26 protein-coding genes are annotated in these 22840 nt (G+C 68.4%); 17 read left to right on the plus strand and 9 right to left on the minus strand.

From position 1 onward, the window contains the following. Window positions 1-265: 265 nt before the first annotated feature. On the minus strand, window positions 266-997 hold the full coding sequence (locus KBX37_RS16230; protein ID WP_210776790.1) for a hypothetical protein: 732 nt from the start codon (window positions 995-997) through the stop codon (window positions 266-268). Then, window positions 994-1497 carry a SigE family RNA polymerase sigma factor gene (locus KBX37_RS16235; protein ID WP_210776791.1) on the minus strand — a complete coding sequence of 168 codons (504 nt, stop codon included), beginning with the start codon at window positions 1495-1497 and terminating at the stop codon, window positions 994-996. Before KBX37_RS16235 ends, KBX37_RS16230 begins: the two co-directional genes overlap by 4 nt. A 161-nt stretch (window positions 1498-1658) precedes the next feature. Between KBX37_RS16235 and KBX37_RS16240 the strand changes: the two genes are divergently transcribed. From KBX37_RS16240 to KBX37_RS16250, 3 genes are all read left to right on the plus strand, one after another. After that, window positions 1659-2456 (plus strand): DUF3152 domain-containing protein, encoded by a 798-nt coding sequence (locus KBX37_RS16240; RefSeq protein ID WP_210776792.1) that lies wholly within the window; start codon window positions 1659-1661, stop codon window positions 2454-2456. A 265-nt stretch (window positions 2457-2721) separates the two neighbouring features. Continuing rightward, the gene (locus tag KBX37_RS16245; protein ID WP_307849088.1) at window positions 2722-4266 is read left to right on the plus strand and encodes an FG-GAP and VCBS repeat-containing protein; all 1545 of its coding nucleotides are present in this window, start codon (window positions 2722-2724) and stop codon (window positions 4264-4266) included. A 243-nt stretch (window positions 4267-4509) separates the two neighbouring features. Next, window positions 4510-5946 (plus strand): hypothetical protein, encoded by a 1437-nt coding sequence (locus KBX37_RS16250; protein WP_210776794.1) that lies wholly within the window; start codon window positions 4510-4512, stop codon window positions 5944-5946. 146 nt (window positions 5947-6092) lie between these two features. On the opposite strand, the gene KBX37_RS16255 is transcribed toward KBX37_RS16250, so the two are convergent. From KBX37_RS16255 to KBX37_RS16275, 5 genes are all read right to left on the minus strand, one after another. After that, complete coding sequence (locus KBX37_RS16255) at window positions 6093-8690, minus strand: hypothetical protein (protein ID WP_210776795.1); 2598 nt, start codon at window positions 8688-8690, stop codon at window positions 6093-6095. A 105-nt stretch (window positions 8691-8795) separates the two neighbouring features. Continuing rightward, window positions 8796-9290 (minus strand): hypothetical protein, encoded by a 495-nt coding sequence (locus KBX37_RS16260; protein ID WP_374103763.1) that lies wholly within the window; start codon window positions 9288-9290, stop codon window positions 8796-8798. A 32-nt stretch (window positions 9291-9322) separates the two neighbouring features. Next, a complete protein-coding gene (locus tag KBX37_RS16265) occupies window positions 9323-9937 on the minus strand; it encodes a hypothetical protein (RefSeq protein WP_210776797.1) in 615 nt (204 codons plus the stop codon). A gap of 161 nt (window positions 9938-10098) precedes the next feature. Continuing rightward, entirely contained in the window at window positions 10099-10290 is a 192-nt protein-coding gene (locus KBX37_RS16270) for a DUF397 domain-containing protein (protein WP_210776798.1), read from the minus strand. Continuing rightward, entirely contained in the window at window positions 10281-11048 is a 768-nt protein-coding gene (locus KBX37_RS16275) for a helix-turn-helix transcriptional regulator (RefSeq protein ID WP_210776799.1), read from the minus strand. Before KBX37_RS16275 ends, KBX37_RS16270 begins: the two co-directional genes overlap by 10 nt. 195 nt (window positions 11049-11243) lie before the next feature. Between KBX37_RS16275 and KBX37_RS16280 the strand changes: the two genes are divergently transcribed. From KBX37_RS16280 to KBX37_RS16335, 12 genes are all read left to right on the plus strand, one after another. Next, window positions 11244-11489: a hypothetical protein gene (locus KBX37_RS16280; RefSeq protein WP_210776800.1), complete on the plus strand. Its 246-nt coding sequence runs from the start codon at window positions 11244-11246 to the stop codon at window positions 11487-11489. Further along, window positions 11486-11734 (plus strand): flavin reductase, encoded by a 249-nt coding sequence (locus KBX37_RS16285; protein WP_210776801.1) that lies wholly within the window; start codon window positions 11486-11488, stop codon window positions 11732-11734. Before KBX37_RS16280 ends, KBX37_RS16285 begins: the two co-directional genes overlap by 4 nt. Window positions 11735-12041: 307 nt before the next feature. Then, entirely contained in the window at window positions 12042-12638 is a 597-nt protein-coding gene (locus KBX37_RS16290) for a hypothetical protein (RefSeq protein WP_210776802.1), read from the plus strand. Window positions 12639-13523: 885 nt separating this feature from the next. Then, window positions 13524-13781 carry a hypothetical protein gene (locus KBX37_RS16295; protein WP_210776803.1) on the plus strand — a complete coding sequence of 86 codons (258 nt, stop codon included), beginning with the start codon at window positions 13524-13526 and terminating at the stop codon, window positions 13779-13781. A gap of 285 nt (window positions 13782-14066) precedes the next feature. Beyond that, the gene (locus KBX37_RS16300) at window positions 14067-14432 is read left to right on the plus strand and encodes a hypothetical protein (RefSeq protein ID WP_307849089.1); all 366 of its coding nucleotides are present in this window, start codon (window positions 14067-14069) and stop codon (window positions 14430-14432) included. Continuing rightward, on the plus strand, window positions 14429-14791 hold the full coding sequence (locus tag KBX37_RS16305; protein ID WP_210776804.1) for a WXG100 family type VII secretion target: 363 nt from the start codon (window positions 14429-14431) through the stop codon (window positions 14789-14791). Before KBX37_RS16300 ends, KBX37_RS16305 begins: the two co-directional genes overlap by 4 nt. Further along, the gene (locus KBX37_RS16310; protein WP_210776805.1) at window positions 14788-15519 is read left to right on the plus strand and encodes a WXG100 family type VII secretion target; all 732 of its coding nucleotides are present in this window, start codon (window positions 14788-14790) and stop codon (window positions 15517-15519) included. Before KBX37_RS16305 ends, KBX37_RS16310 begins: the two co-directional genes overlap by 4 nt. Beyond that, a complete protein-coding gene (locus KBX37_RS16315; protein WP_210776806.1) occupies window positions 15506-15832 on the plus strand; it encodes a hypothetical protein in 327 nt (108 codons plus the stop codon). Before KBX37_RS16310 ends, KBX37_RS16315 begins: the two co-directional genes overlap by 14 nt. A gap of 270 nt (window positions 15833-16102) precedes the next feature. Further along, window positions 16103-16564: a hypothetical protein gene (locus KBX37_RS16320; protein ID WP_210776807.1), complete on the plus strand. Its 462-nt coding sequence runs from the start codon at window positions 16103-16105 to the stop codon at window positions 16562-16564. A gap of 759 nt (window positions 16565-17323) precedes the next feature. Next, entirely contained in the window at window positions 17324-17578 is a 255-nt protein-coding gene (locus KBX37_RS16325; protein WP_210776808.1) for a hypothetical protein, read from the plus strand. Window positions 17579-17712: 134 nt separating this feature from the next. Next, window positions 17713-18321, plus strand: coding sequence for an RNA polymerase sigma factor (locus KBX37_RS16330; protein ID WP_210776809.1), 609 nt, complete (start codon window positions 17713-17715; stop codon window positions 18319-18321). Next, entirely contained in the window at window positions 18318-19376 is a 1059-nt protein-coding gene (locus KBX37_RS16335) for an ATP synthase F0 subunit B (protein WP_210776810.1), read from the plus strand. Before KBX37_RS16330 ends, KBX37_RS16335 begins: the two co-directional genes overlap by 4 nt. Window positions 19377-19540: 164 nt before the next feature. Here the strand turns inward: KBX37_RS16335 and KBX37_RS16340 are convergent, their stop codons facing one another. Beyond that, window positions 19541-20332: a hypothetical protein gene (locus tag KBX37_RS16340; RefSeq protein ID WP_210776811.1), complete on the minus strand. Its 792-nt coding sequence runs from the start codon at window positions 20330-20332 to the stop codon at window positions 19541-19543. Between the two features lie 753 nt (window positions 20333-21085). Here KBX37_RS16340 and KBX37_RS16345 point away from each other — a divergent pair. Together KBX37_RS16345 and KBX37_RS35990 are read left to right on the plus strand one after the other, a co-directional pair. Further along, on the plus strand, window positions 21086-21673 hold the full coding sequence (locus tag KBX37_RS16345) for a hypothetical protein (protein WP_210776812.1): 588 nt from the start codon (window positions 21086-21088) through the stop codon (window positions 21671-21673). Beyond that, window positions 21670-22002, plus strand: a complete 333-nt coding sequence (locus tag KBX37_RS35990; RefSeq protein WP_210776813.1) for a toll/interleukin-1 receptor domain-containing protein — start codon at window positions 21670-21672, stop codon at window positions 22000-22002. The genes KBX37_RS16345 and KBX37_RS35990 overlap by 4 nt, the downstream gene beginning before the upstream one ends. Before the next feature lie 135 nt (window positions 22003-22137). Here KBX37_RS35990 and KBX37_RS16355 read toward each other — a convergent pair whose 3' ends face one another. Next, on the minus strand, window positions 22138-22608 hold the full coding sequence (locus tag KBX37_RS16355) for a hypothetical protein (RefSeq protein ID WP_210776814.1): 471 nt from the start codon (window positions 22606-22608) through the stop codon (window positions 22138-22140). Window positions 22609-22840: the final 232 nt, after the last annotated feature.

The raw sequence follows: 22840 nt of genomic DNA on the forward strand, positions 1-22840 counted from the left end.
TAGAAAATCGAGTCCAGGATCAACCGATCGCCGTAGACCCGCGGCCGACCGCCTTTACGCAGTTCACGCACCGGCATCAGCGGGGCGAGGACCGCCCACATCGCGTCAGTCACACTCGACGGATAACATGAGCGGGCATCATCCCCGCCACGATCTCTGTTGCACACACATCGCGATCATGGCGGGGATGATCTATTTGTCGAGCACCGCCAATCGGCGCGTCTCGCTATAACCCTCAGTCCTCAACCGGTTACCCGACGGTCTCTCAGAGCCTCCGGCCCTGCGCGTCGTCGGCGACGATGCCGTCCAGGCGTACCCCGGGAGCCAGTTGCTGCGGGTCGAACCAGAAGATCACCACCGCCGGGTCCGCGCTCCACTTCGCCAGCCGGGCGTCGATCTGACGGCCGTCGACGGTGCCGACGATGCGCTTCGCAGGACCGACGAAGTATCCGAAGGTGGGCACCGGGTTGCGGTCCGGGCCGGGTCCCGACTGGTCGTAGCCGATCTGGTGGAATCCGGGGCGGCGATCGTTGCCCTCGACGTCGTTGACCAGGAAGTCCGAGGTCAGCCTGCCGTCGGCGGAGCGGCGGCCGGCGACCAGTCCGATCGTCACCCCGGGTACGTCGGGTAGGTCGACGGCGACGAAGTAGAAGACCCGCTCGTCGGCGCCGTACCGGATCCCGCTGTCCACCACGCGACCGACCGGGACCGGTGGCGGCTCTTCCGGGCTCGGTGTGGGGTCCGCCGAGGGGTGGACGGCAGGTGCGGTGACGGCTGGCGCATCCGGCCGCTGGGGCTCCGGCGGGCCGGCCTGCTGCACAGCGGCCGTGACGCCGGCGACCACCGCCAGCACAACCGCCGCCGCGCCGGGGCCGGCGAGCCGCCGGCGGCGACGCAGGCGGCGACCCTCGCGCATGATCGTGGTCAGGTCGAGGGCGTCCCGCCCGGTCCGTTCGGTCGCCCGCATGGCCTGTCGGAGCTGGTCCGTCTCGTTCATCGGCGCGCCCCGTGGGTCGCCGACGCCCCGGCGCCGGCCTTGCGCAGCTTCTCCAGGGCGCGGGAACTGGTGCTCTTGACCGTCCCGACCGAGACGTCGAGTTCGTGGGCCACCTGCAGCTCCGGCAGATCGAAGTAGTAACGCAGGACGACGATGGCGCGCTCGCGCGGGCTGAGCGTGCCGAGGATGCCGAGCAACCAGCGTCGGGTGGCGACCTCGTCCGCGACGTCGCCCCGAGGTTGCTCCGGGATCTCCTCGCTGGGGTACTCGCGGATCGGGCGCCGCCAGCTGTCGACGAGGTGGTTGACCATCACGGTCCGGGCGTAACCGTAGGCGTCGCTGTCGCGGACCCGGGACCAGGACGCGTAGGTGCGGACCAGCGCGGTCTGCGCCGCGTCCTCGGCCAGGTGGTGGTCGCCGGTGATCAGGAAGGCGGCGTGCACCAGTCGACCGGACGCCGCCCGGGCGAACTCGACGAACTCCGCGTCACCCCGGGCCATGCCCGCCCTGCCCGCATCGCCCGTCCTTCGCGCATCCCACGACGGACAGGACGGGTGGGACGGGTGAAAGGTTGAGTCCGTGCGAGATCAACTTTCTGGCCGGGCCACCCGTCCTCCTCGCTGCGCACGACCGGCCGGCGCTGCGCAGCGAGGGGAGACGCATGACGACGAAGACTACGGTTCGGACCCGCGCCGCCGGCGCGGCACTGTCGCTGGCAGCTTTGCTGCTCAGCGCGGCGACCGGTTGCACGCGACCGGCGCTTGGTCAGCCACCCGCCCCGGCCGCCGGGGCGGCCACGACCACCCCCGCACCGCCACCGGTGACCGCCCGGCCACGAGCTGCCGCCGTCAGCTATCCGGCTGACGGCGGCAACCGGTGGCACCGCGGCGCCGCGGAAACACCGGCGTCTGGCGGGACCGGGCGGCTGCTGCGCTACCGGGTGGCGGTGGAGCGCGACATCCAGGGCCTGCCGGTGACCGAGTTCGCGGCGGAGGTCAGCAGGACGTTGAACGACCCGCAGGGGTGGACCGCGGGCGGGACGCTGCGGCTGCGCCGGGTCGGCTGGGGCCAGCCGGCCGACTTCACCATCTACCTGGCCACCCCAGGCACGCGGGACGAGCTGTGCCAGGACCTGCACGACGGCTACACCTCCTGCCGCAACGGAAACCGGGTGGTGCTCAACGTGGCGCGCTGGGTGAAGGGGGTGCCGCACTATGGCGCGAGCCTCGCCACCTACCGGTGGTACATGATCAACCACGAGGTCGGGCACCGGCTCGGCATGGGTCACGAGCGGTGCCCGGGTCGGGGCCGACCGGCACCGGTGATGCAGCAGCAGTCGCTGGGCCTGCACGGCTGCACCGCGAACGCCCTGCCGTACCTCGACGGTGAGCGCTACACCGGTCCGCCGGGCGCCTACGACGACCCCCTGCCGCCCCGCGACCGAGGCCGGCTCGGCTGAACACGACCCGCGCCTTCGCGTCGCTGTCGCCGCGCATCGACCGATCGGCGGACGGTACCGGCCGGTCGGCGGCCGACCCGCCCGTTCGCCCAGTTATCGCCGATCGTCCATCCCTCTACGGTGTCGGGGCAGTTGACCACGATCGGGGGTTTTGGTGGGTCGAAGAACTACGAGTGCATCGCTGGTGGCCGTGCTGGCCGGACTGGCGGTGGGTGCCCCCGCGCAGGCGTCGGACGACGTACGAGTCATCACGCGGGAAGGCGTTGTGCTGCAGCACCACCGGGTGGCGAAGGCCACCACGCCGATGCGGGGGACCGGCGGCACCCGTTCCGACTTCGACGGCGACGGCGTCGACGACATCGCCGCTACCGGCGACCCCTTGAACACCAACCTGCCGTACGGGGCGACCGGCGTGGTCGTGGTGCGGTACTCGTCCGCGCCGCAGGTCGACTACCTCATCGGTGCCGCGACGCCGGAAAGCGGTAGCACTGCCTTCGGGTGGGCGCTCGCCGCCGGGGACTTCAACGGCGATCGGTACGACGACCTCGCGATCGGCGCCATGGGCGAGTTGGATCCGGGAAACAAGACCTATGCCGGCGGGGTCTGGGTCATCCCGGGTAGCAGTGCCGGCCTGGTGGTCGATGCGGCGAAGCACTTCAGCCAGAGTTCACCGGGTGTTCCGGACACGGCGGAGAACCAGGACCGGTTCGGCGCCACGCTGGCGGCCGGCGACATCAACGGGGACGGCCGCGAGGACCTCGCCATCGGCGCGTACGGGGAGGGGATCGGGGGCAAGCCGGGCGCCGGTGCGGTCACCGTCCTTTTCGGTGGGGCGACCGGCCTGACGGCCACCGGTGCCCAGTACCTCCAACAGGATCAGGCCGGGGTGCCGGGTGCGGCCGAGCGCGACGACTACTTCGGCTTCTCGCTGGCGATCGGGAAGGTCAACAACAACCGCTACAACGATTTGGTGATCGGCGCTCTTCGCGAGAACGAAGGCACGTTCTGGGGTGGCAGCGGCATGGTCACGCTGATGTGGGGTTCGCCGAGTGGCGTGTCGTCCACCGGCGCCACCTCGGCCACCGGAGCGGCGGTGCGTGCCGCGACCGGCCAGCCCGACACCATCGCCTGGAACCTGGGCGAGACGCTTGCCATCGGCGACGTGAACGGCGACGGGCTGGGCGAGGTCGTTGCCGGCGCGCCCGGCGCCCAGACGCCGGACATCTACGGCGGTCTGATCGCGGTCTTCACGGGGCGGACCGCCGGTCTGTCCGGCAGTGCGGTCCGGATCGTCACGCAGCGCACCGCCGGCGTGCCGGGCGAGCCCGAGGGCTACGACCGCTTCGGCGCGTCGCTCGCGACCGGCGACGTGACCGGCGACGGGAGGGCGGACGTGCTGGTCGGCTCGCCGGGCGAGGAGGTCGGCCCGACCGACGAGGGCGGGGTGGTCACCCTGCTCAAGGGCTCCGCCTCGGGCATCACCGGCAGCGGCGCCCAAGCGTTCGACCAGAACCACCCGAACATCCCGGGCACGGTCGAGCGCGGTGACAAGTTCGGCGCGTCGGTCGCGGTGTTGAACCTCAACGGCACCGGCCCGCTGGACGCCGTCGTGACGTCGACCGGGGAGGAGGTGGCCGGCGACACCGCCGGGTACGCGTCCGGTTCGATGGTTCCGTTCCACGGGTCCACCGGCGGGCTCGTACCGCAGTTCGTCTCGTGGAGCGGCGCGAGCCTGCGTACCGACCGGATCTGGCCCATGCACTACGGCACCCAGGTCGCCGGACCGCAGGGCGGCGGCGGAAGGAACTGACGCCCCTTCCCGCACGACAACGCCCGGCAGCTCCTCGCGCGCGGCCGGGCGTTTCGTCATTCCGGTCCCGTCGTCCCATCCACGACTGCCGTCACCACGAACAGGTCAACTGATCCGGCAGGCCGGTCTTCCTGCCTTCGGCTCGGTAGCGGTCCCGGCGGTGCCGGGGGCCTCGCCGAGCCGTGCCTGCCTCTAAGCTTGCTCCGCACGTAACCGTGGATCTTGGTCTCAAGGGGGTGGGACGTGCGGGTCAAGCAGCTGGCACGCCTCATGGTCGTGGCGCTCGGCGCGACGCTCGGCGTCGCATCGCCGCTGAGCTCCGGCGTGGCGCACGCCGACAGTACGGTCGGGCTCGGCATCACGACGTACTCGCAGATGGTCGTCGACTCGGCGCGCGGGCATCTTTTCTTCAGCCCCGGGCGGACGGGGTCGGGCGTGCGGGTGACGGACCTGGTGGGCGGTTCGCAGACGACGATCGCGAACCTGCCGGACGCCTCCGGCATGGCGCTGAGCCCGGACGGGGCGACGCTGCACGTGGCGCTCATCCAGGCGGGCGCCATCGCCGCGATCGACACCAGGACGCTGACCGAGACACGCCGCTACAGCATCGGCGCCGGCACCTGTCCCACCTGGCTGGCGCCCGCCGGCGGGAAGCTCTACTTCGGGTACGGCTGCACGTACGGCAAGGGCCTGCTGGGCTCGCTCGACCTGCGCGGAGCGGCGCCGGTCGTGGCCCTCGGCCTGCCGCTCAACGGCACGTTCGTCCGGCCCCCGTTGCTGCGGAGCAGCCCGGCCGACCCGGATCTGCTCTTCGTGGCGGACCAGTCCTCCGTCACCACCCCCTCCTCGGGCAGAGCGACCGTGTACGACGTCTCGTCCGGTACTCCTGCGCTGGTCGCGTCCATGCCGTCGGACACCTGCACCGGCCTGCACGACGCCGCGCTGACGCCCGACGCGAGCAGGGTGATCCTGGGCTGTTCATTTCTGAACGGCGACCAGACGGCGGCCGCCACCCAGCACGTGGGGTTCTCGACGACGGACCTGTCGGCGGCGGGCGGGTACCCGTCCGGCACCTGGCCGACCGCCGTGACGACGTCCCCGAACGGCTCCTTCGTGATCGTCGCCAACACGAACAGGTCGGCGGAGACGTCCTCGACGATCCGGGTCGAGCGGCTCGACGGAAGCCTGGTGCGCAGCTACAAGCTGCCGACGGACACCCACGTCGAGCGGCAGGGCCTCGCGGTCAGCGCCGACAACCGCACGCTCTACGCCGTCACCACCGACCACACCGGGACCAACCCAACCCTGCGGCTGCTGACCGACTTCACGAAGGCCGAATCCTCGCTGACCCTGTCGGCGCCGACCAGCACGTACCGGACGAAGGTCACGGTCACCGGCACGCTGGCGTTCACCGGTGCCGCCGTGTCGTCGCCCCGGACGCTCCAGGTGGCGAAGCGGGACCGCTTCGGCACCCACGTCCTGCCAAACGTCACCACCACCGCGAACGGGACCTTCTCCTTCACCGACACGCCGCGCTTCGGTGGGGCCAACACCTACACCGTCACCTTCCCCGGCGACGCCGGCCACCTGGCGTCCAGCCGGTCCGTCACCGTGCAGGTCTCCCTGTTCACCACCGCGACGACGCGGCAACCTGCGGCCGGGGTCGCGCCGCGACGGTGATCGCCCAGGCGGCGACCACCGGCAGATCCTGCCGCCACCGCTCGTGAAATGCGGAACGCCCGGTCGGTCCCTGAGGACCGGCCGGGCGTTCTTCGCGTGTACGGCCTGGTCGGTGGGCCGGCCCCGCAGGGCCGGCCCATCAATGCTCACGTGGTCGGGGCGCTGGCGTCCCGGTGAGTGAGCCGGTACGTGGCATCCTTCCCGTCCGTCTCGAACAGCACTGTCACGGGGGCGTCCAGCAGGCTGCAGGTGCGGGTGGCCTCGGCTTCGAGCCCGCCCTGGCGGCCGCACACCCAGGGGCCTCGGCTGTCGAAGACCGACACATCGGCGACTCCGGTGCCGGCGATGCGCTTCCAGGTGAAGCTCTCCATCGCGGCGTGCTGGTCGGCCGGGATGGAGAAGCAGGCCACGAAGCGGTCCGCCCCGGTGGTCACCGCGGTCTCCACGTCCCTGGGGAGTGCCGGGCAGGCAGGCGGCCCGTCGACCCGGGAGAAGGCCATCGCGTACGTGGCCGTGGGCTTGTTGATGACGCTGTCGATCAGGGCGAAGAAGGGTGCCTGCCCGAGCAGTTCACAGCTGTACCCCTTTGGCGAGTCGCACACTTCGGCCCCGGTGGCGTCGACCACCCTGGTCGCCGTCCGCCGGTCATAGAAGCTTTCGACGGGCTCCGACAGCGCGATATGGGAGCCGGCCGGGCTGGTCAGCTGGAGGCAGTTGACCTGCCCGGCGACCTGGAACGCGCCCCGGTGCGACGCGTCCCGCCAGCCGGTGTCCGACACCGTGGCACAGCCCGACGGCGCCCACGGCAGGAGCGCGGCGGCGTGCTCGACGTGGTTCTCGACCACGCCCTGCGGCTCGAACACCAGGGTGTACCGGCCGGCGGTGGGGAAGGTGCAGCGGTCGGGAAGGCAGATTGTCCGGCCCTCGCGGTCGTACATCCAACTCGACACGGCGTTGTTGGTCGCGTTGACGGTGCGGAGCCGGTAGTCGCCGGCCTCCGCGATCTCCACCGCGCGGCAGCGGATGCCGGTCAGCACCGGCGCGGCGTCGTAGCTGCCGGGTACGAGGGTGGGGCAGCCGGCGGCGTCGGTGAGCCGCCGGATCTGCACCTGGTACGTCGGATCGAGGCTGTCGGAGACCCACCGCGACGGAGACCAGATCATCCGGTAGGTGCCGTCGGCCGGGAGCACGCAGCCGCCGTCCCTGGGGGACCAGTTGGTGCAGATTCGGGTGCCGCTCTGGTCGACCAGCCACTCGATCGTCTCAACCGGCCCGGTGTACGCGACCACCCGGTCGCCGGCCCTGCCCTGGAACGGATGACAGGTTGCCTGCACCGGTGAGGTCAGCCGCACCTGCAGGGTCGGCTGGTCCCAGGAGGTGCCGGTGCTCGCCCCGCACCCGTCGACGCGGTGCAGCGGGGTCACCCCCACCTGGTAGTCCCGCGCCGTGGAGTAACTGCCGCTCCACGGCAGCAGCGTGTACCGCCCCGCGGCAGGCAGGTCGCAGTACTCCACCGAACCCTGGTCGCAGATGTACCGCCCCGCGTCGTCGTACAGTCTCCAGTCCAGTGAGGACGGGCTTATGCGGACCATGACCTGAGTGGCGGTCGTGGTGGTGAACGAGTGGCAGGCCCGCTCGTACGGCTCCAGCCGGCCCCGGCCGACGGCCGCGCCGGGGTCACCGAACGGGGCCAGCGGCAGCGTCGGGCAGCCGACCGCCTGGGAGATGCGCGGCAGCCTGAGGTTGTACGCCGTCGCCTTGCCGTCGATGTGCTGGATGAAGATCCGGTACGGCCCGGCCGAGCTCAGCGTGCAGTCGAAGTACGCGTAGTGGGACTCGCACAGCTGCTGGTGGCGCGCGTCCGTGATCTCCGCCCGCAGGCCGGTGCGATCGCGCTCGTGCGGCTCGGCGATGAACAGCTTGCTGCCGATGGGCTGGTCGAACGTGAAGCACCGAGCGGCCGACCCGGCCGAGAGGGTGCCGCTGACTCCTGCCGACGCCCACGAGAAGGCGTCCGCCGGCAGTTGTCCGCAGGTTGACGGTGTCCGCCTCGACTCGGCCGAAAGGGTGTAGCCCCCCTTCCCGCTGCCGCCCTTGATGCCGACCGTGAGCGTGTAGGCGCCGGCAGGGCCGAGCCGGCACTGGTCGAGGTATTCGTGGTAGGCGCTGAGCTCGCAGGCCGTCCAGCCGTCCTGGTGGTTCACCCGGATGGCGAGGCTGACCCCGGACAGCTCCACAACCTGGAGGTACAGCACATCCGAGTCGGCGGTCGTGGTGAATGTCCAGCTGTCCTGCGCCTGGCCGATGATCAGCCCGCAGTTGTTGACGGTGCCGAAGGCCAGCTTGCCGCCGCAGAACGAGCGGGGTTTCCGGGGCGCCGGGGTGATGGTGGCCGACCGGGTACGGGTCTGCTCGGTGGTCAGCCCGGCCGCCGTCGTCGACGACGCCGTGGGCGTGGGCGTGGGCGTGGGGGACGCGGCGCGGGCCGGGGCGGTCGGCGACGATGCCCGGGCGGTCGCGGTGGCGGCCGGCGACGACACCGGGGCTGCGGCTCCGGCGGGCGCGGTGGCGGTGGCGGTGGACGAACGGGCGGTGGCCGCGGTCGGCGTCGTCTCGCTGACGCCTGCGGCCGACGGTCCTACCAGGAACGCCGGGACGGTCAGCACGGCCGCGGCGACCAGCGCGATCCGGGGGAATCCCCTGCTCGGCCGATTCTCGGGGCGGGCGGACAGGATTGTTCTCACATCAACTCCCCCATGAGATGCCGCGCGGCGACCCCGCGGGCGAGGAGATGATTCCACGGAAGCCGATCTTCGACAATCCGCCTTACTTGCCGTCGGTGCCGCTGGTCAGCAGGGGCCGTAGCCCTCGTCGAAGAGCCGGCGGGCCCAGTCGGCGTACCCGGCGATGATCTCCCGGACCGAGGTACCGTCGTGCAGGAAGAGGTACGCCCGGTCGCCGTCGCGGGCGAGCAGCCCGTCAAACCGGTACGTCCGTTGTGGAGCGTCGAGCCGGACCGCCGATGGGTAGTTGGCCAGCACCTCGTCGACCGGCGTGCCGACGGTGATCCCCTCCGGAGTGCTCATCGGGTCGTCCAGCCAGAGCAGCACCAGCCGGTCATCCACGAAGATGGGGCTGGCCGCCCCGTGCCCGGCCAGCGTCGGCCCGCAGGCGTCGACCTCGGCGCGCAGCACACCCCGGCGGGTCAGCTCCTGCTCGGTGTCGCCGAACTCGATCTCGGCCAAGCCGCTCAGGTGGACCACCTCGGTGTCGCCGACCGGGCGAGCCGGCACGTCCGCCCCCTGTGGACGGACACCGCTCCCCGAGATCGAGGCAGCCGTCAGCAGCGTGGCAATGAATACGAATTGCCGCAATTTCATGGAATCCCCCAGTCCCCAACGGAACCGCGCCGCTCAGGTTGCTGCTCCTCGCCGGATTGCCGGTATTCCCACTCCTCCGCCAGCTCGTCCCAGTAGTCGGCGGACAGGCCCCGCCGTCCGTGGACCAGCCAGCCGTCGGTGTGCCGCTCCAGGTGCAGACCCAGCTCGGCGAAGGGGTCGATCCACGGACCGGGTTCGGCGCCCAACCGGGCCAGCGCCGAGTTGATCGGCCACTCGACACGCGGCCCGTCGAGGAGCCGGTCGACCCGCGGCCCCCAGCTCACCTCGCCACCCAGCCACACCACCGCCGACTGGTAGCGGAGGCCCCCGGCGAACTCCGCCTCCAGGTACGCCACCGGCCCCCGCCGTGACCAGCGGGCCAGCAGCTCCGCCAGCGTCGGCGAGAGGAGCAACTGGAACGGCTGCTCCGCGCTCGGCTCGTCGGTGGCGAAGTCGGGCAGCCTGCCGGTCAGCTCCTGCACGAGTTGCGGGGTCACCGGCAGCAGCGCGAAGTCCTGCCGGAGCGCGGCGAGGACGGCGTGGTCCAGCTCGGCGGTCTGCTCGCGGAGCAGCTCGACGTCCGCGACCACCGCGCTGAGCTGGTAACTCATCCGAGCCCTCCGGCATCCACGGCCTGTGGATGGAACATGTGTACGACGGATCCGGTGCCGCCGCGGATCACCGGACGGTACCTGCCGGATCGTCGGCCATCCGCCCCGTGTTGGCCGGAGCCTTGTCCCGTCAGCGCCGGGCGCTCCCGCTCAGGCTCGGGTCAGGCCCGCTCGGCGACCCGGGCGACGAACGCGCGCCAGGCCGCCGGCGCGAAGACGAGCGCCGGTCCGGTCGGGTCCTTCGAGTCGCGTACGCCGACGATGCCGGGCAGGTTGTCGGCGACCTCGACGCAGGCACCGCCGTTGCCGCTGCTGCGGCTGCTCTTGCGCCATCGCGCGTTGTTCAAGTCCATGTCTCCGCCACTTCCGTGATGAGATCGACTGATTGCCAGTGGGACAAGGCCTCGCCGCGCACGTTCTCCCACGCTGCCATCATCGCCGCGATGTCCTCCGGGTCGCTAACCACTTGTCCCTGAAGTTGGTTGTCGAGGTAGCCGGCGATTCGGTGGTCGTGGCTGTTGGCGATCACGAAAGGGCCGTTGAGGCCCGCGTAGGCACCGACGCTGGACGGCACGACGTGCACCCGGATGTGCGGCTCGGCGCACGCCATGACCAGGGCCCGCAGTTGCTCGTGCATCGTCGCCCGGCCTCCGACCGGCCGACGGAGGACCGCCTCATCGACGACGGCCGTGAACTGCGGTGGGTCATCCCGCTTGAGAATCCCTTGGCGAGCGAGGCGGGCCGCCAGGTGCCGCTCGACGTCACCTCGGGGGATCAGCCCCGCGTCGCTGAGCACCGCTCGGGCATATGCCTCGGTCTGGAGAAGGCCAGGCAGGACGCTCGGCTCGAACCACCGCAGCGACACCGCCTCACGCTCGATTTCCTGCCAGGGGCGGAACCAGATCGGATCCCGACGTCTTGATGTGTCCGGCCAGATGTCCGATACGTCCCGGCCGAGCGCTTCGGCCGCCGTGAAGCGGTGCCGAGGGTGCGGGATGCGCCCCTCGGTCAGCCAGCGCGCGACGGTCTTCGGGTCGACGCCGACGCGCTCGGCGAGGGATTCGGTGGTGTGCCCGGTGTCGCTCAGCGCCGCCCGTAGCGCGTCGTTCACGGCCCCTCCATCGGATGTCTCGAATATCCGCCGACCATATAGCTACGCGGTGTACCTGTCCGGTGACGCGCGGAAGGGTGGTCGCACAGGACGGCGCGGCCGGTGGAGGTGATCCAGCCCGGCGGCCGGCGTCAGTCAGGGGCCGCCTCGACGGGGAGGCGGGGCGGCCCCCTCCACGCGAAGGAGGCTCCGCCCATGCCGTCCACGACCCGCGTCGCCGTCGGCGCCACGATCCGCGTCCCGGCCGACGCGTACCGCTTCGGGACGGGCCCGCTGACCCTGTGGATCACCGAGGTGCTGAGCGTCGCCCGGTTCGAGGGGGTGCTCTGGGCCGAACTGCGCGGCCACGAGGTGAACCCGGACGGCACGCTCCGTATCCGGCAGCGCTTCGCGTTCGTCCGGGTCGACCGGGCAGTCGCCGTCGAGGTGCCGTCGCGGTGAGCCGCCGCCGGGGGCACGTCCCGACCCGACCCACCTGGCGCTGCCAGGCGTGCGGCATCGCCTGGCCCTGCTCGGCGGCGAAGCTGCGGCTGCTCGCCGAGTACCGACACGACCGAGCCGCGCTCACCGTCTACCTGGCGACCCTCCAGGCCGAGGCCGCCGAAGAACTGGCCGGTTCCGGCCCCACTGCATCGCCGGCGGGCCTGATTGACCGGTTCGTCTCCTGGGCCCGCGCCCGCGGGTGACCTTTCTCGCGTACGACGAAAGGCCGGTCCCGTGCGGGGGCCGGCCCTTCGTGTCGCTCTGTCGAGCGGAGGATACGAGATTCGAACTCGTGAGGGTGTTAACCCAACACGCTTTCCATGTCTGCCGCCCAAGGCCACGAGCGTTTCCGACTCGTGCAGCAAGCCGCGGAGCAGCATCGGCACCAGTCGTCCGACAGCAATTCGAGTACGGTGACCGGGCACTGTGGCTCTTCGGGAGGCGGCACCGGTGACGGCAGGGCAAGCCCGGGGCGATTTGGACGCATTCGCCGCGCGGGTGCAGCGAGTCGTGAGCGCAGTGGCGCTGGCGGGTGTGCTGGCTGGGGTGCTGGCGATTGCGGCGCCTGATGTGTTGGCTCGATTCGACGACGGGCCCACACCCACGGCGCAGACGGTCTTTGACGCCATCCACGCCAAGTATCAATTCCCCGGCCAGGAACGCCAAGATTTCCACTTCTGCGTTCCGAAGAAATATCGAGAGACGTGGGAGCCGGATCCTGCCGAGACCGACGCGCCGGACGCCTATAAATATGATCCGAATGAGTGCTTCGACGCCGTCCTTACCGAAAGCCTTGACGTGTACGAGATGGCCGGTGAGGACGAGGCAGAGGAGCTGGTGCGCTACAACGCCCCTGCGCCGGGCCAGGCTGAACCCTCAAACTGGCGCTGGCGGCAGTCTGGGCGGTTCGTTCTGGCGTGGCATGGCCGCATCGAGCCGGCCGATCCGCACCGGTTGGAGGGGATGGTCGAGATCGCCGACAAGATCGTCTTAGGCCGGCATCGCTTCTGGCCCATAACGGTTGTCGCCGTCGCGGCCACTGTTGCCTTGACGGCAATGGCCTGGGCAGCCCGGCACCATCGCGGCAGGGCCGCCACCGCCCGGTAACCCCTGCGCCGGTCGCGGCGGATACCAAGATCGCGCGCCAGCCGCCGCTCCATCGCCTGCCGGACCTACTCAGGCAGCACTCGGATCAACAGGACACCGAGCGCGAAACCGCCGCCCAGTCTGGCGCGATGAGGAATCGCCCCACCCGCAGGCCAGGCAATCCACCAGGCGACCGACTACGACGAGTGAAAACGGCTGCTCGCGGGAGCGCGGGACGGAGGGCTGCACGAGCCCGGCACACCGCTGCCACCGCGCTCCTGGTCCTCGGCGTCTCCGGCCCCGCCGTGACGGGCATCATGGCCTGGTCGAACTCGCGATGGCAGCCCGGTACCAGACGGGCAGGAACCGACAAGTGAGACGAGAGCGACCATAGAGACGACGAAGGGCCGGTCCCATGCGGGGGCCGGCCCTTCGTGTCGCTCTGTCGAGCGGAGGATACGAGATTCGAACTCGTGAGGGTGTTAACCCAACACGCTTTCCAAGTCTGCCCGGTGCGGTTCCTGTCCGGTCGACAGCGTTCGTGCCGCAGGCGCTGACGAGGGGGTGGACGTTGGTGATTGCCGCCGGCCGGACATGAACGAGACGGGAACTGAGACGACCCCCGGCCTGAGTCCTGCGTACAGCACCTAGGAGGCAACCATGTGCCCGAGCTGCCGAATGTCCGAGCCCCCCTTGAACTCCAGCCGAACCTTTCCGAGCCCGCTGACCCGTCGGCTGCTGGTGGCGATGGTCGCTGGCCTGGGCCGCGAGGCGACGTTGGCCTGTTGGCCTGGTGGCTGTGGTCGCGAGCACGCGTAGCGTGACAACCGTCCGCGTCGAAGTGTGCGTCACGCTCGCGACGCAGCAATAGCTACCGCTCGGAGGGCCCCTCGTATGCGCGCGTCGATGAGCCTGTTGCAGGGTCCTGAGCTGTTGTTGCTGGTGGTCTTCGGGTCTGCGGCGTTGACCTTCGTCGTCCCCAGGCCACGACTGTTGTGGGTATCCCTGCTCGCGGCGGTCTGCGGGTTGTGCGAAGGACGACTGCTTCACATCGAAGAGTCCCTGTTCGACACGGCGGTTGAGGCTTGGCTCGTGCTGTTGCTACCCGCGGTTGTGGTGGGCGCGGGATTCGCGCGGGTCGCGGCGCCCAAGAAACGCAGCTGATGGCAGTACGACGACCCCGGTCGGGGATGCGGACTCGCGCTGTCGCCCGCTGCCAACCGGTGGCGGCACGCGTCAACGAGCAGGTGCCGGCCGCCGTCGCTTGGCATTCGGGCCAGACCAACATCGGGGCTCGCGCTGCCTCACCGCTGCCTTGCTGCTGTCACCGCTGTTGTCCCAATAGCGATGGTGGCAGCCTCGGCGTAACGGCGGTCTACCTGCTGACAGCTAGTCGTCTGCGTGAGAGCGGGGTCGCGCTCGGTGGTCGCGCTGTGGCATGGTGCGGGCGTGAGTGAGACGGGGCAGACGGATCGGGTGACGGCGGTGCCGGAGAAGCTGGATCAGTGGCATGACTTCCGCAGGAGCGTCGCTCTGGTGTCGATGGTGCTGTTCTTCTTCTGCGTGGTCGGTCTGGGCTTCCTCGTCTACCAGCTGGCGATCGTCGGCGACGACGGGACCTTCAGCGCCTGGTCGTTCTTCCGCTTCCTGTCGGTGGCAATTCCCCTCGGCGTCGCCGCCGTGGCGGGCCTCGGTGTCTACCGCGCGTCCAGCAACGCCGAGTCGAAACGGCGCGGTCGAATCATGGCCCTTGCGTTGCTCGCCGCCGCGATCCTGCTCGTCGTGACGGGCTTCATCGGGGACCGCCTGTCGTGAGCTTTTCCGTCGAACCTGGTGCGCTGGAACGCGCTGCTTCCCGCTTGAACGACGCGAGCCTCGACGCTCAGGCCGCCCGCGCGTACATCCTCAAGCACACCGACATGCCCTGGCACGGCCAAGGACTGCTCAACGAAGCATGGCCCGCACATCAAAGGCTCGTCGACGAGATGAGCCAGCGGCTCACGCACCTGATGGAGCTGCTCGGCAAGTCACGCGACGCGCTTCAAGGCACCGCGGACTACTACCGGCGTAGCGACACCGGCAGCGCCGCCCGACTGGACGCCACCTACCCGACCGCCGACCGCAGCGGCTACGAACTGCCGGGCGGGCGCCCTCTCAGTGGGAACCTGCCATGAGAGAGCCGACGGACTTCCTCGTCGAGCCTGCGCAGCCAGACGCCTCACTGACCAAGGGTTTCGCCAATCCCATCGGCATCCTTGATGCCTTCTCCATCTCCCACTGGGTCAACCAGATCATCAAAGACGTCGCCGGCTACGACGTGATCGGCACCATCAGCAACGCCTTCGTGGGGGACTGGGAAAGCTTCTATAAGGCGGGCGACGCCTACGGCAACCTCGGGCAGAGCCTGCAAGCCCTCGGCCAGAACGTCAGCCTGATCTCCTCTCAGCTGGACCAACAGTGGGACGGGCAGGCCGCTGACGCCGCGTTCGTCTACTTCCGCCAGCTTGGAACGGCAGCGGTTCAGCAGAACGTCGTCCTGGCCCAGGTCGAGGAGAAGTACCACGAAGCCGCGCGAGCCATCTGGCTCCTGGCCGACATGATCGGCGGCCTCATCAAAATGATGATCGACAAGGCCATCATCATCGGCGTCAGCGCCGCCGCCGGCACCGCGCTCATCGAGACCGGCGTCGGTGCCGTCGCCGGCTACGGCATCGCCACCTGGCAAGCCATCGAACTGGTCAAGAAGGTCAACGACGCCGCGCTGAAGATCCAAGCCGGCGGCACCCTCATCCTCGGCTTCTTCAGCTTCATCAAGACCCTCGCCGAGCAGGGCGGCGACCTGTCCAAGGCCCCCCTGCCCGACCAGCCCTACACAAGCCCGGTGCTCCATGACGCAACCTGAATCGCAACCAGAGCGGCAGTTCCTCGACCTCACCGAAGGCGACCAAGGCCTCGCTGAGCTCCTCCACGCCAGCCTCACCCGACTCCGCGACGGCGTCGTCGGCGACGACCTCCAAGAGATGGCCCGCGACGTCCTCGCCGGCCACACCGACCTCCGCCAGGTCGCCGCCACCGACGCCTACGGCGGCATGCTCCTCGACCACTACCACCGCTTCCGAGAGTGGGAACAAAACGTCGACCCGGAGGAACGCCAACACATGGCCGACCAAGCGGCCGACCTCACCGCGGACCTGAACACGCCCAACCAGCAGTAGGCGGATCTGCCTTCGGACTGCCTCACAATCCAGCGTCTGGCGTAGAACCTGGCGATGTCATTCGAGTGGCCGGGCACTGAGCTCGGCAGCGAGAGTCACGCCGATCTCTTCGCCCCGAACACCGTTGCGTCGTATCGTCTGCTGCCATCGGTTGTCATCCCGTACCCCCAAGCGCGGCCACCACCCGGCCCGCTGTCGCCACGTGTCGCCCGCATGCGGCACGTTCGCTGCTTCCTCGCTGCTTCCGCTAGTGGTCGAACGAGCGGTCCCATGGACGTTGACACGAGCAGCAAGACTGACGGTGTGGATGCCTGGGTGGCTCTTATCGCGGCCGTTTCTGGTGCTGGGATTGCGATCTTGGGACAACACATGATTCGGCGAGGTGAAAGCAACGCTAGGCTGGCCGAGCTCATGCTCGAGCAGTGCGCTCAGCTCGTGTCAATGTCCGAGGATTTCCGGAACCGAGTGTGGGAGGAACGAGAGCTAGGGCTTCCCGGACGTGTGGACGGCTGGGACCTCGGTGGGTTTCGACTAGCCGCAGCACGGCTGCGCATCCTGTGCCGTGACCAGCATGTCCTCAAGGCTCTAGATGAGCTGAACTCCTCCAGCAAAGCTCTCGGAGCATATTGGAGACGAGGGAATGTCGACGCCGGCGAGTTCGCCGACCGCTACGAACAAGTGAAGCTGGCCACCGACGCGTTCAGCACCGCTAGTGAGAAACTCTTCCGCTAGCGCTTCCGCGGACCAGCAGGTGCGGCCCGAATCTGTTGCTGTCCCCGTAGCCGTCGCTAGACCTGCGCATTAGGAGTCAGTCCCCCGGCGCTGGTCCACCGCCTGGTCCTCGTGCCGGGCGGGGTGTCACCGTCCGCGACCGTCCGCTCGTGCTCGCGGGCTTGGCTGCTCGTCCGAGCTTGCTGCAGCACGCGTCGCGTTCCAAGGCGCTGGCTAACGTGACCGGCAGTCCCACGCTTTCGAGGTCTGCGATCGCTCGTCCCCAACGGTTCGGTCAGGGCCGTGACCTGGTATCCCGCCCCCTGATGAACGGTGTCGTGCCCCTGCGTACCGGGGCGAACGAGACCGCAACTGAGACCATCTGACACCGGCGGCATGATGGGCCGGCGCCGTCCTCTGGCCCCGAGCCTCGGATGCCTCAACCTTGCGACCCGCGGTCGGTTAGGTACTCGACGCACTGCCAACCCGGCCCCGGTCCACACCACGACCATGGCCCCGATCTCGACCGTGGCGATCCCGTCCGCGCCGCAACCGACTCAGGCCCTGCCGAAAGGTTCCGGGGCGGTGCCCACACGCCCGCCAGGGCCGAGGGCCTTGACGGACGGATATGTCGGAAGGGGGCGGCTAGGCGCTCAGGCCCTGCCGGCGTCTTCCGCGCAGCCAACTCGATCGCGACCTTCACGTTTGCCTTCCCCTGCGGACCACATCTCCCGGGAGGGCAGCGAGGGCTGCTCTCGGCACGTGAGGAGATCGTCTAAGTTGGACAGGGATGTGGCGAACACCGGTTCCACCTCCGATGCTGCTGGCGCAACCCGCCGGCGCTCGGCCCGCCGCAGTCCGGCCCGCCGGAGTCCGGCTCGCCGGCTGGGCACCAAAGGCCTGCTCGCGGTGACAAACGGTGTTCTGGCGGGAGTCGGCGGGGTCTACCTGACCACCGTCAGCCTCCCGGTCACGGGGATCGCGGCGGCTGCGGCGGTGATCATCGGCGGCTTGGCCGTGATCGTGCATCGATAGCTAAGACGGGCGGCATCCCGGTGGGGTGCCGCCCGTCCCAAAAAAAAGTTCGAAGACCCGTTTCACAGATCCGGGTTCCCGTGGACCTACCTCCCGGAGCGGGAGTCATCGACGAGGAGATGGGGAGGTCGCCGGTGGTCCGAGCGGACAAGGGCTTGGCGCAGGCGGTACCCGCGCCGCATGCCGACGCGACGCTGCCGGTGGCCAGCGACGTCGACGAGTTCATCGACAGCACCTACCCCTCCTTGCTGAAGACTGCCCTCATCGAGGTCCGCAACATCCATGAGGCAGAGGATGTCGTCAACCAGGTGATGATGGAGCTCCTCCGCAAGTGGGACACGATCGCGCAGACGGTGGAGAACCCGCTGGCATACGCCCGGACGGCGCTGATCAACCGGATTCGGAAGAACAGAACGCGCGAGGCCGAGCGACTGCCCCGCACACTCCGCGGTGGACATCTCACCCCCGCCGGCTTCGAGGACACGTCGATGACCGCCTGGGAGGAACGGGAGTGGGTGCTCCAGCACCTGAAGCAACTCCCGCACAACCAGCGGGCGGTGATGGCGTACGAGTACGACGGCCTGACTCCCAACGAGATCGCCGTCAAGCTCGGCAAGAAGCCCGCCAACGTGCGCAAGCTGCTGCAGCTCGCTCGCGACCGGCTCAAGGTCGAGCTGGAGCGGGAGCTCCGGCGAGAGAACGACGAGTTCGGCGCTCAGGGCACAAGGAAGGAGACCCGGTGACTACCCATGATGGCCACCTGGACCCGGCCGACCCGAAGCCGGAGTCCCTGGAGGAGTTGGCGAACGAAGTCAGCGAACTGGCCGACAAGATTGTCGCCGCGCGACTCGGAAACGGCGAGCTTGCCAGGCGCCGGGAGTGGCTCAAGCGGGCGGCGGCCGAAATGCCCATTCCCTCGGACGTCACCTGCGGCTCTGGCGTCGGTGATCAAGCAAGTCTTCCGATCGTGCCGCTGAGCCGGGAACCGCGGAACTTCAATTGGCCCACAGTGCAGTACACCATGACTGCACGGCGGGAAGCAGCATCCATTCGGGCCCAGGCACGCAAGGAAGCAGAAGAATACCAGGACGCCGCCCTAAGGCGCGCCGCTGATACCATCGCCCAAGCCCGCGCAGAAGCCCAAAAGATTCTAGAAAAGGCCCAGCAAGAGGCCGACAGAATTTTGGACGACGCGAAGGAAGAACAGCAGCGCCTGAATACTGCCGCTCGACACGCATCTAACACCCGTAGTGAGGTGTTAGAGCAGCTTTGCACCGTTGATAGGTTCAGTTCCATTGCCAGCCAAGCAGTCATCGACGCGTGCGTCGCGACGCGGACGGATGCATTGGCGAGAGGTGCCGCGCTGCTGTACCGATCGGAGAGCGTGGAAGCATTCCAGAAACTCTTGCGGTTCTGCAGATCCCAGTATCCAACCACCATAAGAGGAAATACGCCCTTGCGATTGGAAAGCGTCGTTTACGAGCAAGCCACGCGAGCGGTCGCACATTGCCATCACAGGGCCCAACTTGAGGTAGAGTGCAGCGAAACCATTAATGCGCGAGGAGTTAGCGGTCCCTTCCCGCTAGAGGTAATGGATCTAGTGCGCTACGCGCTGTTGGCCCCCCAGCCCGCAGGGGCCAAGAGCTCTGGTGGCAGGTCAATAGCGGAGGCCATCGAAGTAAAGAGCAGCCCCAGGTGTTTGAATACAGACACCTTTCCCACACATGCAGAAACGAGCCGGCGCGCAAGGCAAGTCAAGAGTTTAGACGGCCTGCCCTTCCTGCCGGCTCATACCTGATGACGCATTCAACGTAAGGGGGCCGTGGCCGGCCTGGCAATCGGGCCGGCCACGCCTTGTTACCTAGGCAAACGTCGTCACAAGTGGTCGTCGTTGGCCGCCGCCCGATCGGTCTTTGATGGCCTGGCGACAGCCTAGATCCGGCGCCGCTACTCCCCCGCGCGCTACGTCGGACCGCGGCGCGAGCGTTCGTCGTACAGGCGCCATCCGGCGTCAGTCATCTCCACAGCGAGCCGCACAGCAAACGACAGGGTCTCGACGTTCGCTGTGATCCGCATACCCACCAAGCCGGGTGGTGCCCCCGGGATCTCCTCCCGGCTGACCACGTTGAGCGTCGCCCAGAGATCTCCGTGGGCGATGGCGCTGCACATCCGCCACGTGAACTGGAACGGCACGCTGCCGGCCAGGCTGGTGTCGCCGGCCACCTGAACGATCTCCGCATAGCCCAGCCGCTGGACCGCCGCCTTCGCGTCGATGCCCCTCCGCCGCGCGATCTCACGCAGCTCTTCCACGCGTTCCTCTTCGGTCCTCCGCCCCGGCTCATCAGTCAACAGCCTCCTAGCGGCCTCGCCACCCCGGATGTCGAGTGCAGCGAGGCGCAGACGCCGAAGGATTCGCTCAGCCCGGTCATCCGGGGCAAGCAGCCACACCGCCGCGCACGCGTTCTCCAGAGCCGCGCGGGCAATGGAGTATGGGGCGTACATGTGCATCATCTGCGCGTCCTTCAGCAGGGTGCGCAGGCAGTTCAGGTGGTCGACGGCGTGCGACAGCGAGTGCCAGGCGGCATGGCTCATCCGGTGCGGATGGGTCTCCTTGTCGTCACGGCTCAGCGCGCTGCGCTCCTGGGGGCGTTCGTACGGCCCGTCGGGGTCCATGCGCTGGAGCCAAGGCTCGATCCGGTCGAGGTGACGAAACATCTCCCCGAACAGCCGCCGCTCCGCGTCTTCTGCCGTCATAAGGCACGACGGTAGGGCTATGGGATGGCACCGGGAAACCTGAATAGGCAGCCGCGACCGAAGCGGCTTCGGTGTGAACGCCGATGGGTCGCACCGTTGGTTCCTCTCGGACGCTGCCCTGTGGTGTCGACCATCCCCATTGTGCTGTCCCGTGTCGTCGGCCACCGGCCGTTGCTGTTGCTTTCGCTGCCTCCTGGCTGCCTCGCCTCGTCTGCCTCGCCCGGAGGCTCTACCTCTGGGGCCGCTTCTGCATCAACGATGTCACCCCCACCTGCCAACATTGATGTACCTGACGATTAGAAGGGACGACATGGCTTCAACCAAGCGGCAACGCCAACGCGAGCGGCGAGCCCTCGGGCAACCCACGCAAGCCATCGGGCCGATTGAGCTCACCGTGCCACCGAAGCGAGCGAGGCGGCCATGCGAGCGGTGCGGCGAAGGCTGCCGAACGGACAAGCCCGTCTACGGGTCGGTATGCGCCAACTGCGTCTACGAGCTTGACCGGTACGTCTTGATACGCACCGGTCTCACCGGAGGCACCGCAGTGGGCGTGTACGAGGCCGCCAGGCGACGTGGCGAACTTCCTCCACCCGGTCCACGTGGCCCGGGCGTCAACGTCCGCAAGCCGTAGGTGCCGTTAAGGCGTGGGTGGGGGCAAGCGCCTGTTCGGCAAGCTACTCGCGCGGCCACTTGAGGCACGCGCCGAACTCGTCCCCCGAACGCCCGCGTTTCGTCATCTGGCACCATCACCTCATGAGCACGCAGCGCCCAACCCTCATCGCTGCGGTAGCAGGTGCGCTAGCCGGTGCCGTTACGTCGCAAGCCCTCCGCAGCGCTGCTGCCTCTCCGTCCGGCCTTGGCATCGACGGAGGTGAGCCTGCCCCAGAGCACAAGGTGAGAGCGGACGACCTGGACAAGGAGTTGATCGACCAGCTCCACGCAGCAACCCTCAAAGCCTCTGACTCGTGCTTCGAAATCAAGAAGCTTTGCGCGACCGTCCTTGTTCCGACAGGCACGCTCGTCGCCCTATTCTCTGGCCGACGTCTCACCGCGGCAGTATTTGTTTCAGGTCTCCTCGTCATCTGCTTTTTCTGGCTAGCAGACGCGGTCGGGTATTACTACCAGCGGCGACTCAGGGCCGCGATGGACGTAATCTGGCGGCGCAGGGCGGAGAGGTGCGAGGAAGGCTGGACGCCACCGAAGACGTCAGCAGTCCCACCGTTTAAAGCAGCATTCAACGGGTCAATGACCTATTATGCACTGCTCGCAGCGCCAGTCCTGCTGGCATTATTTCTGTACGCCTTCGACGTAATCGACTCACCAGCCGCGGTGTCCCCATGAGCGCCTTTGTTAGCTACAGCAGGCGCGACAACTCGCTCGGGCGACTTGCCGAAATCGAGGCGCGACTCAGCCACATTGGCGAGGTCTATATCGATGACCTACATCACCCATTGAACGTCGATCGGCATAACGCCGTAATAGCCGCACTCGACGCCGCGGACGTATTCATTGCCGTAATGTCTCCACACTATCCGCAGACGCCTTGGACGAGATACGAAGTCAAAGAAGCAGCACGCAGAGGACTTCCGCTGCTACTACTCACCGAGACGGGTGCAGTTCGGAGGGCTTGCTATGAGGAGATCCTCCCAGTCGCAAATGCGACTCCTTGACCCCAGGCAACAACCACGGCTCGTTGACCTGCGCCGCCAAGCGCATCTAGCCGTGATCGGGGTCCACCGTAGACGTGCGCCGAAGCTCGCACCCATCGTCCCCAGTCAGTCGCCCAACGGCCACCGAACAGCCTGTCACGCACCTAAGCCCCGACGGATGGCTGCCTCCGCAGTCTCCAGAGCCCGCTTCCTTGCATCCGCTTTATCGTCTGGCTGCCACGCCTCATGGCACAGGTCCAAGTAGGTCCGTGCCGAGCCCGCCGCTTCGGGAACCAACAGTCTGACAGCCGTGTACACCTTCTCGGCGTCCATGAGAGCAACACGGGCTCTCTCCCGCGACTCGGTCAGCTTCGTCCTGAAGTCCTCAACGACCGCTGGGGTACTGCTCTGGGACTGTCGAGCATTGTCGAAGCTTATGGTGGCCGTAGCTACGCCCTGCTGCGTCCTACGAGCCTGGTCGGCCGCCTCGAAGAAGCGAACTGCCTGCTTGAGCTTCTCGTCTAGGAGCCGGGCGTTCCGGCCGGCCCGCAGGTCAGCAAGGTACTTGCCCACCACGCCGACCACCACGCCGAACAGGGCCGCCGCCGCCGTGATCCATGGGTTCACCACCCCATCGTAGGAGCCGTCAGCCGCTCACGCTCTGCCGCAGGCTCACGCTTCCCAGTTGACGAGCAGACGTTGAAGCGGAACTTAGAGCCGCTACGCCGCCACCAGCGGGAACGGCCCTCGACACCTGCTCACGGGGCGTCTCAGGCTGCCATCGTTGGTGGCTGGTTGACGACGTTTGACAGTGTCTTGTGCCCCCTGTGTGCCCCACACTGCCAGGAGCGGGCGAAGG

This window comes from Micromonospora sp. U56 (genome assembly GCF_018070095.1).
Lineage (GTDB): Bacteria > Actinomycetota > Actinomycetes > Mycobacteriales > Micromonosporaceae > Micromonospora > Micromonospora purpureochromogenes.

What these genes read in the sequence shown, in the direction of transcription:
- KBX37_RS16230 (WP_210776790.1), bottom strand. Translation starts at nt 997, where the DNA reads ATGAACGAGACGGACCAGCTCCGACAGGCCATGCGGGCGACCGAACGG.
- KBX37_RS16235 (WP_210776791.1), bottom strand. Translation starts at nt 1,497, where the DNA reads ATGGCCCGGGGTGACGCGGAGTTCGTCGAGTTCGCCCGGGCGGCGTCC.
- KBX37_RS16240 (WP_210776792.1), top strand. Translation starts at nt 1,659, where the DNA reads ATGACGACGAAGACTACGGTTCGGACCCGCGCCGCCGGCGCGGCACTG.
- KBX37_RS16265 (WP_210776797.1), bottom strand. Translation starts at nt 9,937, where the DNA reads ATGAGTTACCAGCTCAGCGCGGTGGTCGCGGACGTCGAGCTGCTCCGC.
- KBX37_RS16270 (WP_210776798.1), bottom strand. Translation starts at nt 10,290, where the DNA reads ATGGACTTGAACAACGCGCGATGGCGCAAGAGCAGCCGCAGCAGCGGC.
- KBX37_RS16280 (WP_210776800.1), top strand. Translation starts at nt 11,244, where the DNA reads ATGCCGTCCACGACCCGCGTCGCCGTCGGCGCCACGATCCGCGTCCCG.
- KBX37_RS16295 (WP_210776803.1), top strand. Translation starts at nt 13,524, where the DNA reads ATGAGCCTGTTGCAGGGTCCTGAGCTGTTGTTGCTGGTGGTCTTCGGG.
- KBX37_RS16310 (WP_210776805.1), top strand. Translation starts at nt 14,788, where the DNA reads ATGAGAGAGCCGACGGACTTCCTCGTCGAGCCTGCGCAGCCAGACGCC.
- KBX37_RS16315 (WP_210776806.1), top strand. Translation starts at nt 15,506, where the DNA reads ATGACGCAACCTGAATCGCAACCAGAGCGGCAGTTCCTCGACCTCACC.
- KBX37_RS16320 (WP_210776807.1), top strand. Translation starts at nt 16,103, where the DNA reads ATGGACGTTGACACGAGCAGCAAGACTGACGGTGTGGATGCCTGGGTG.
- KBX37_RS16340 (WP_210776811.1), bottom strand. Translation starts at nt 20,332, where the DNA reads ATGACGGCAGAAGACGCGGAGCGGCGGCTGTTCGGGGAGATGTTTCGT.
- KBX37_RS16345 (WP_210776812.1), top strand. Translation starts at nt 21,086, where the DNA reads ATGAGCACGCAGCGCCCAACCCTCATCGCTGCGGTAGCAGGTGCGCTA.
- KBX37_RS35990 (WP_210776813.1), top strand. Translation starts at nt 21,670, where the DNA reads ATGAGCGCCTTTGTTAGCTACAGCAGGCGCGACAACTCGCTCGGGCGA.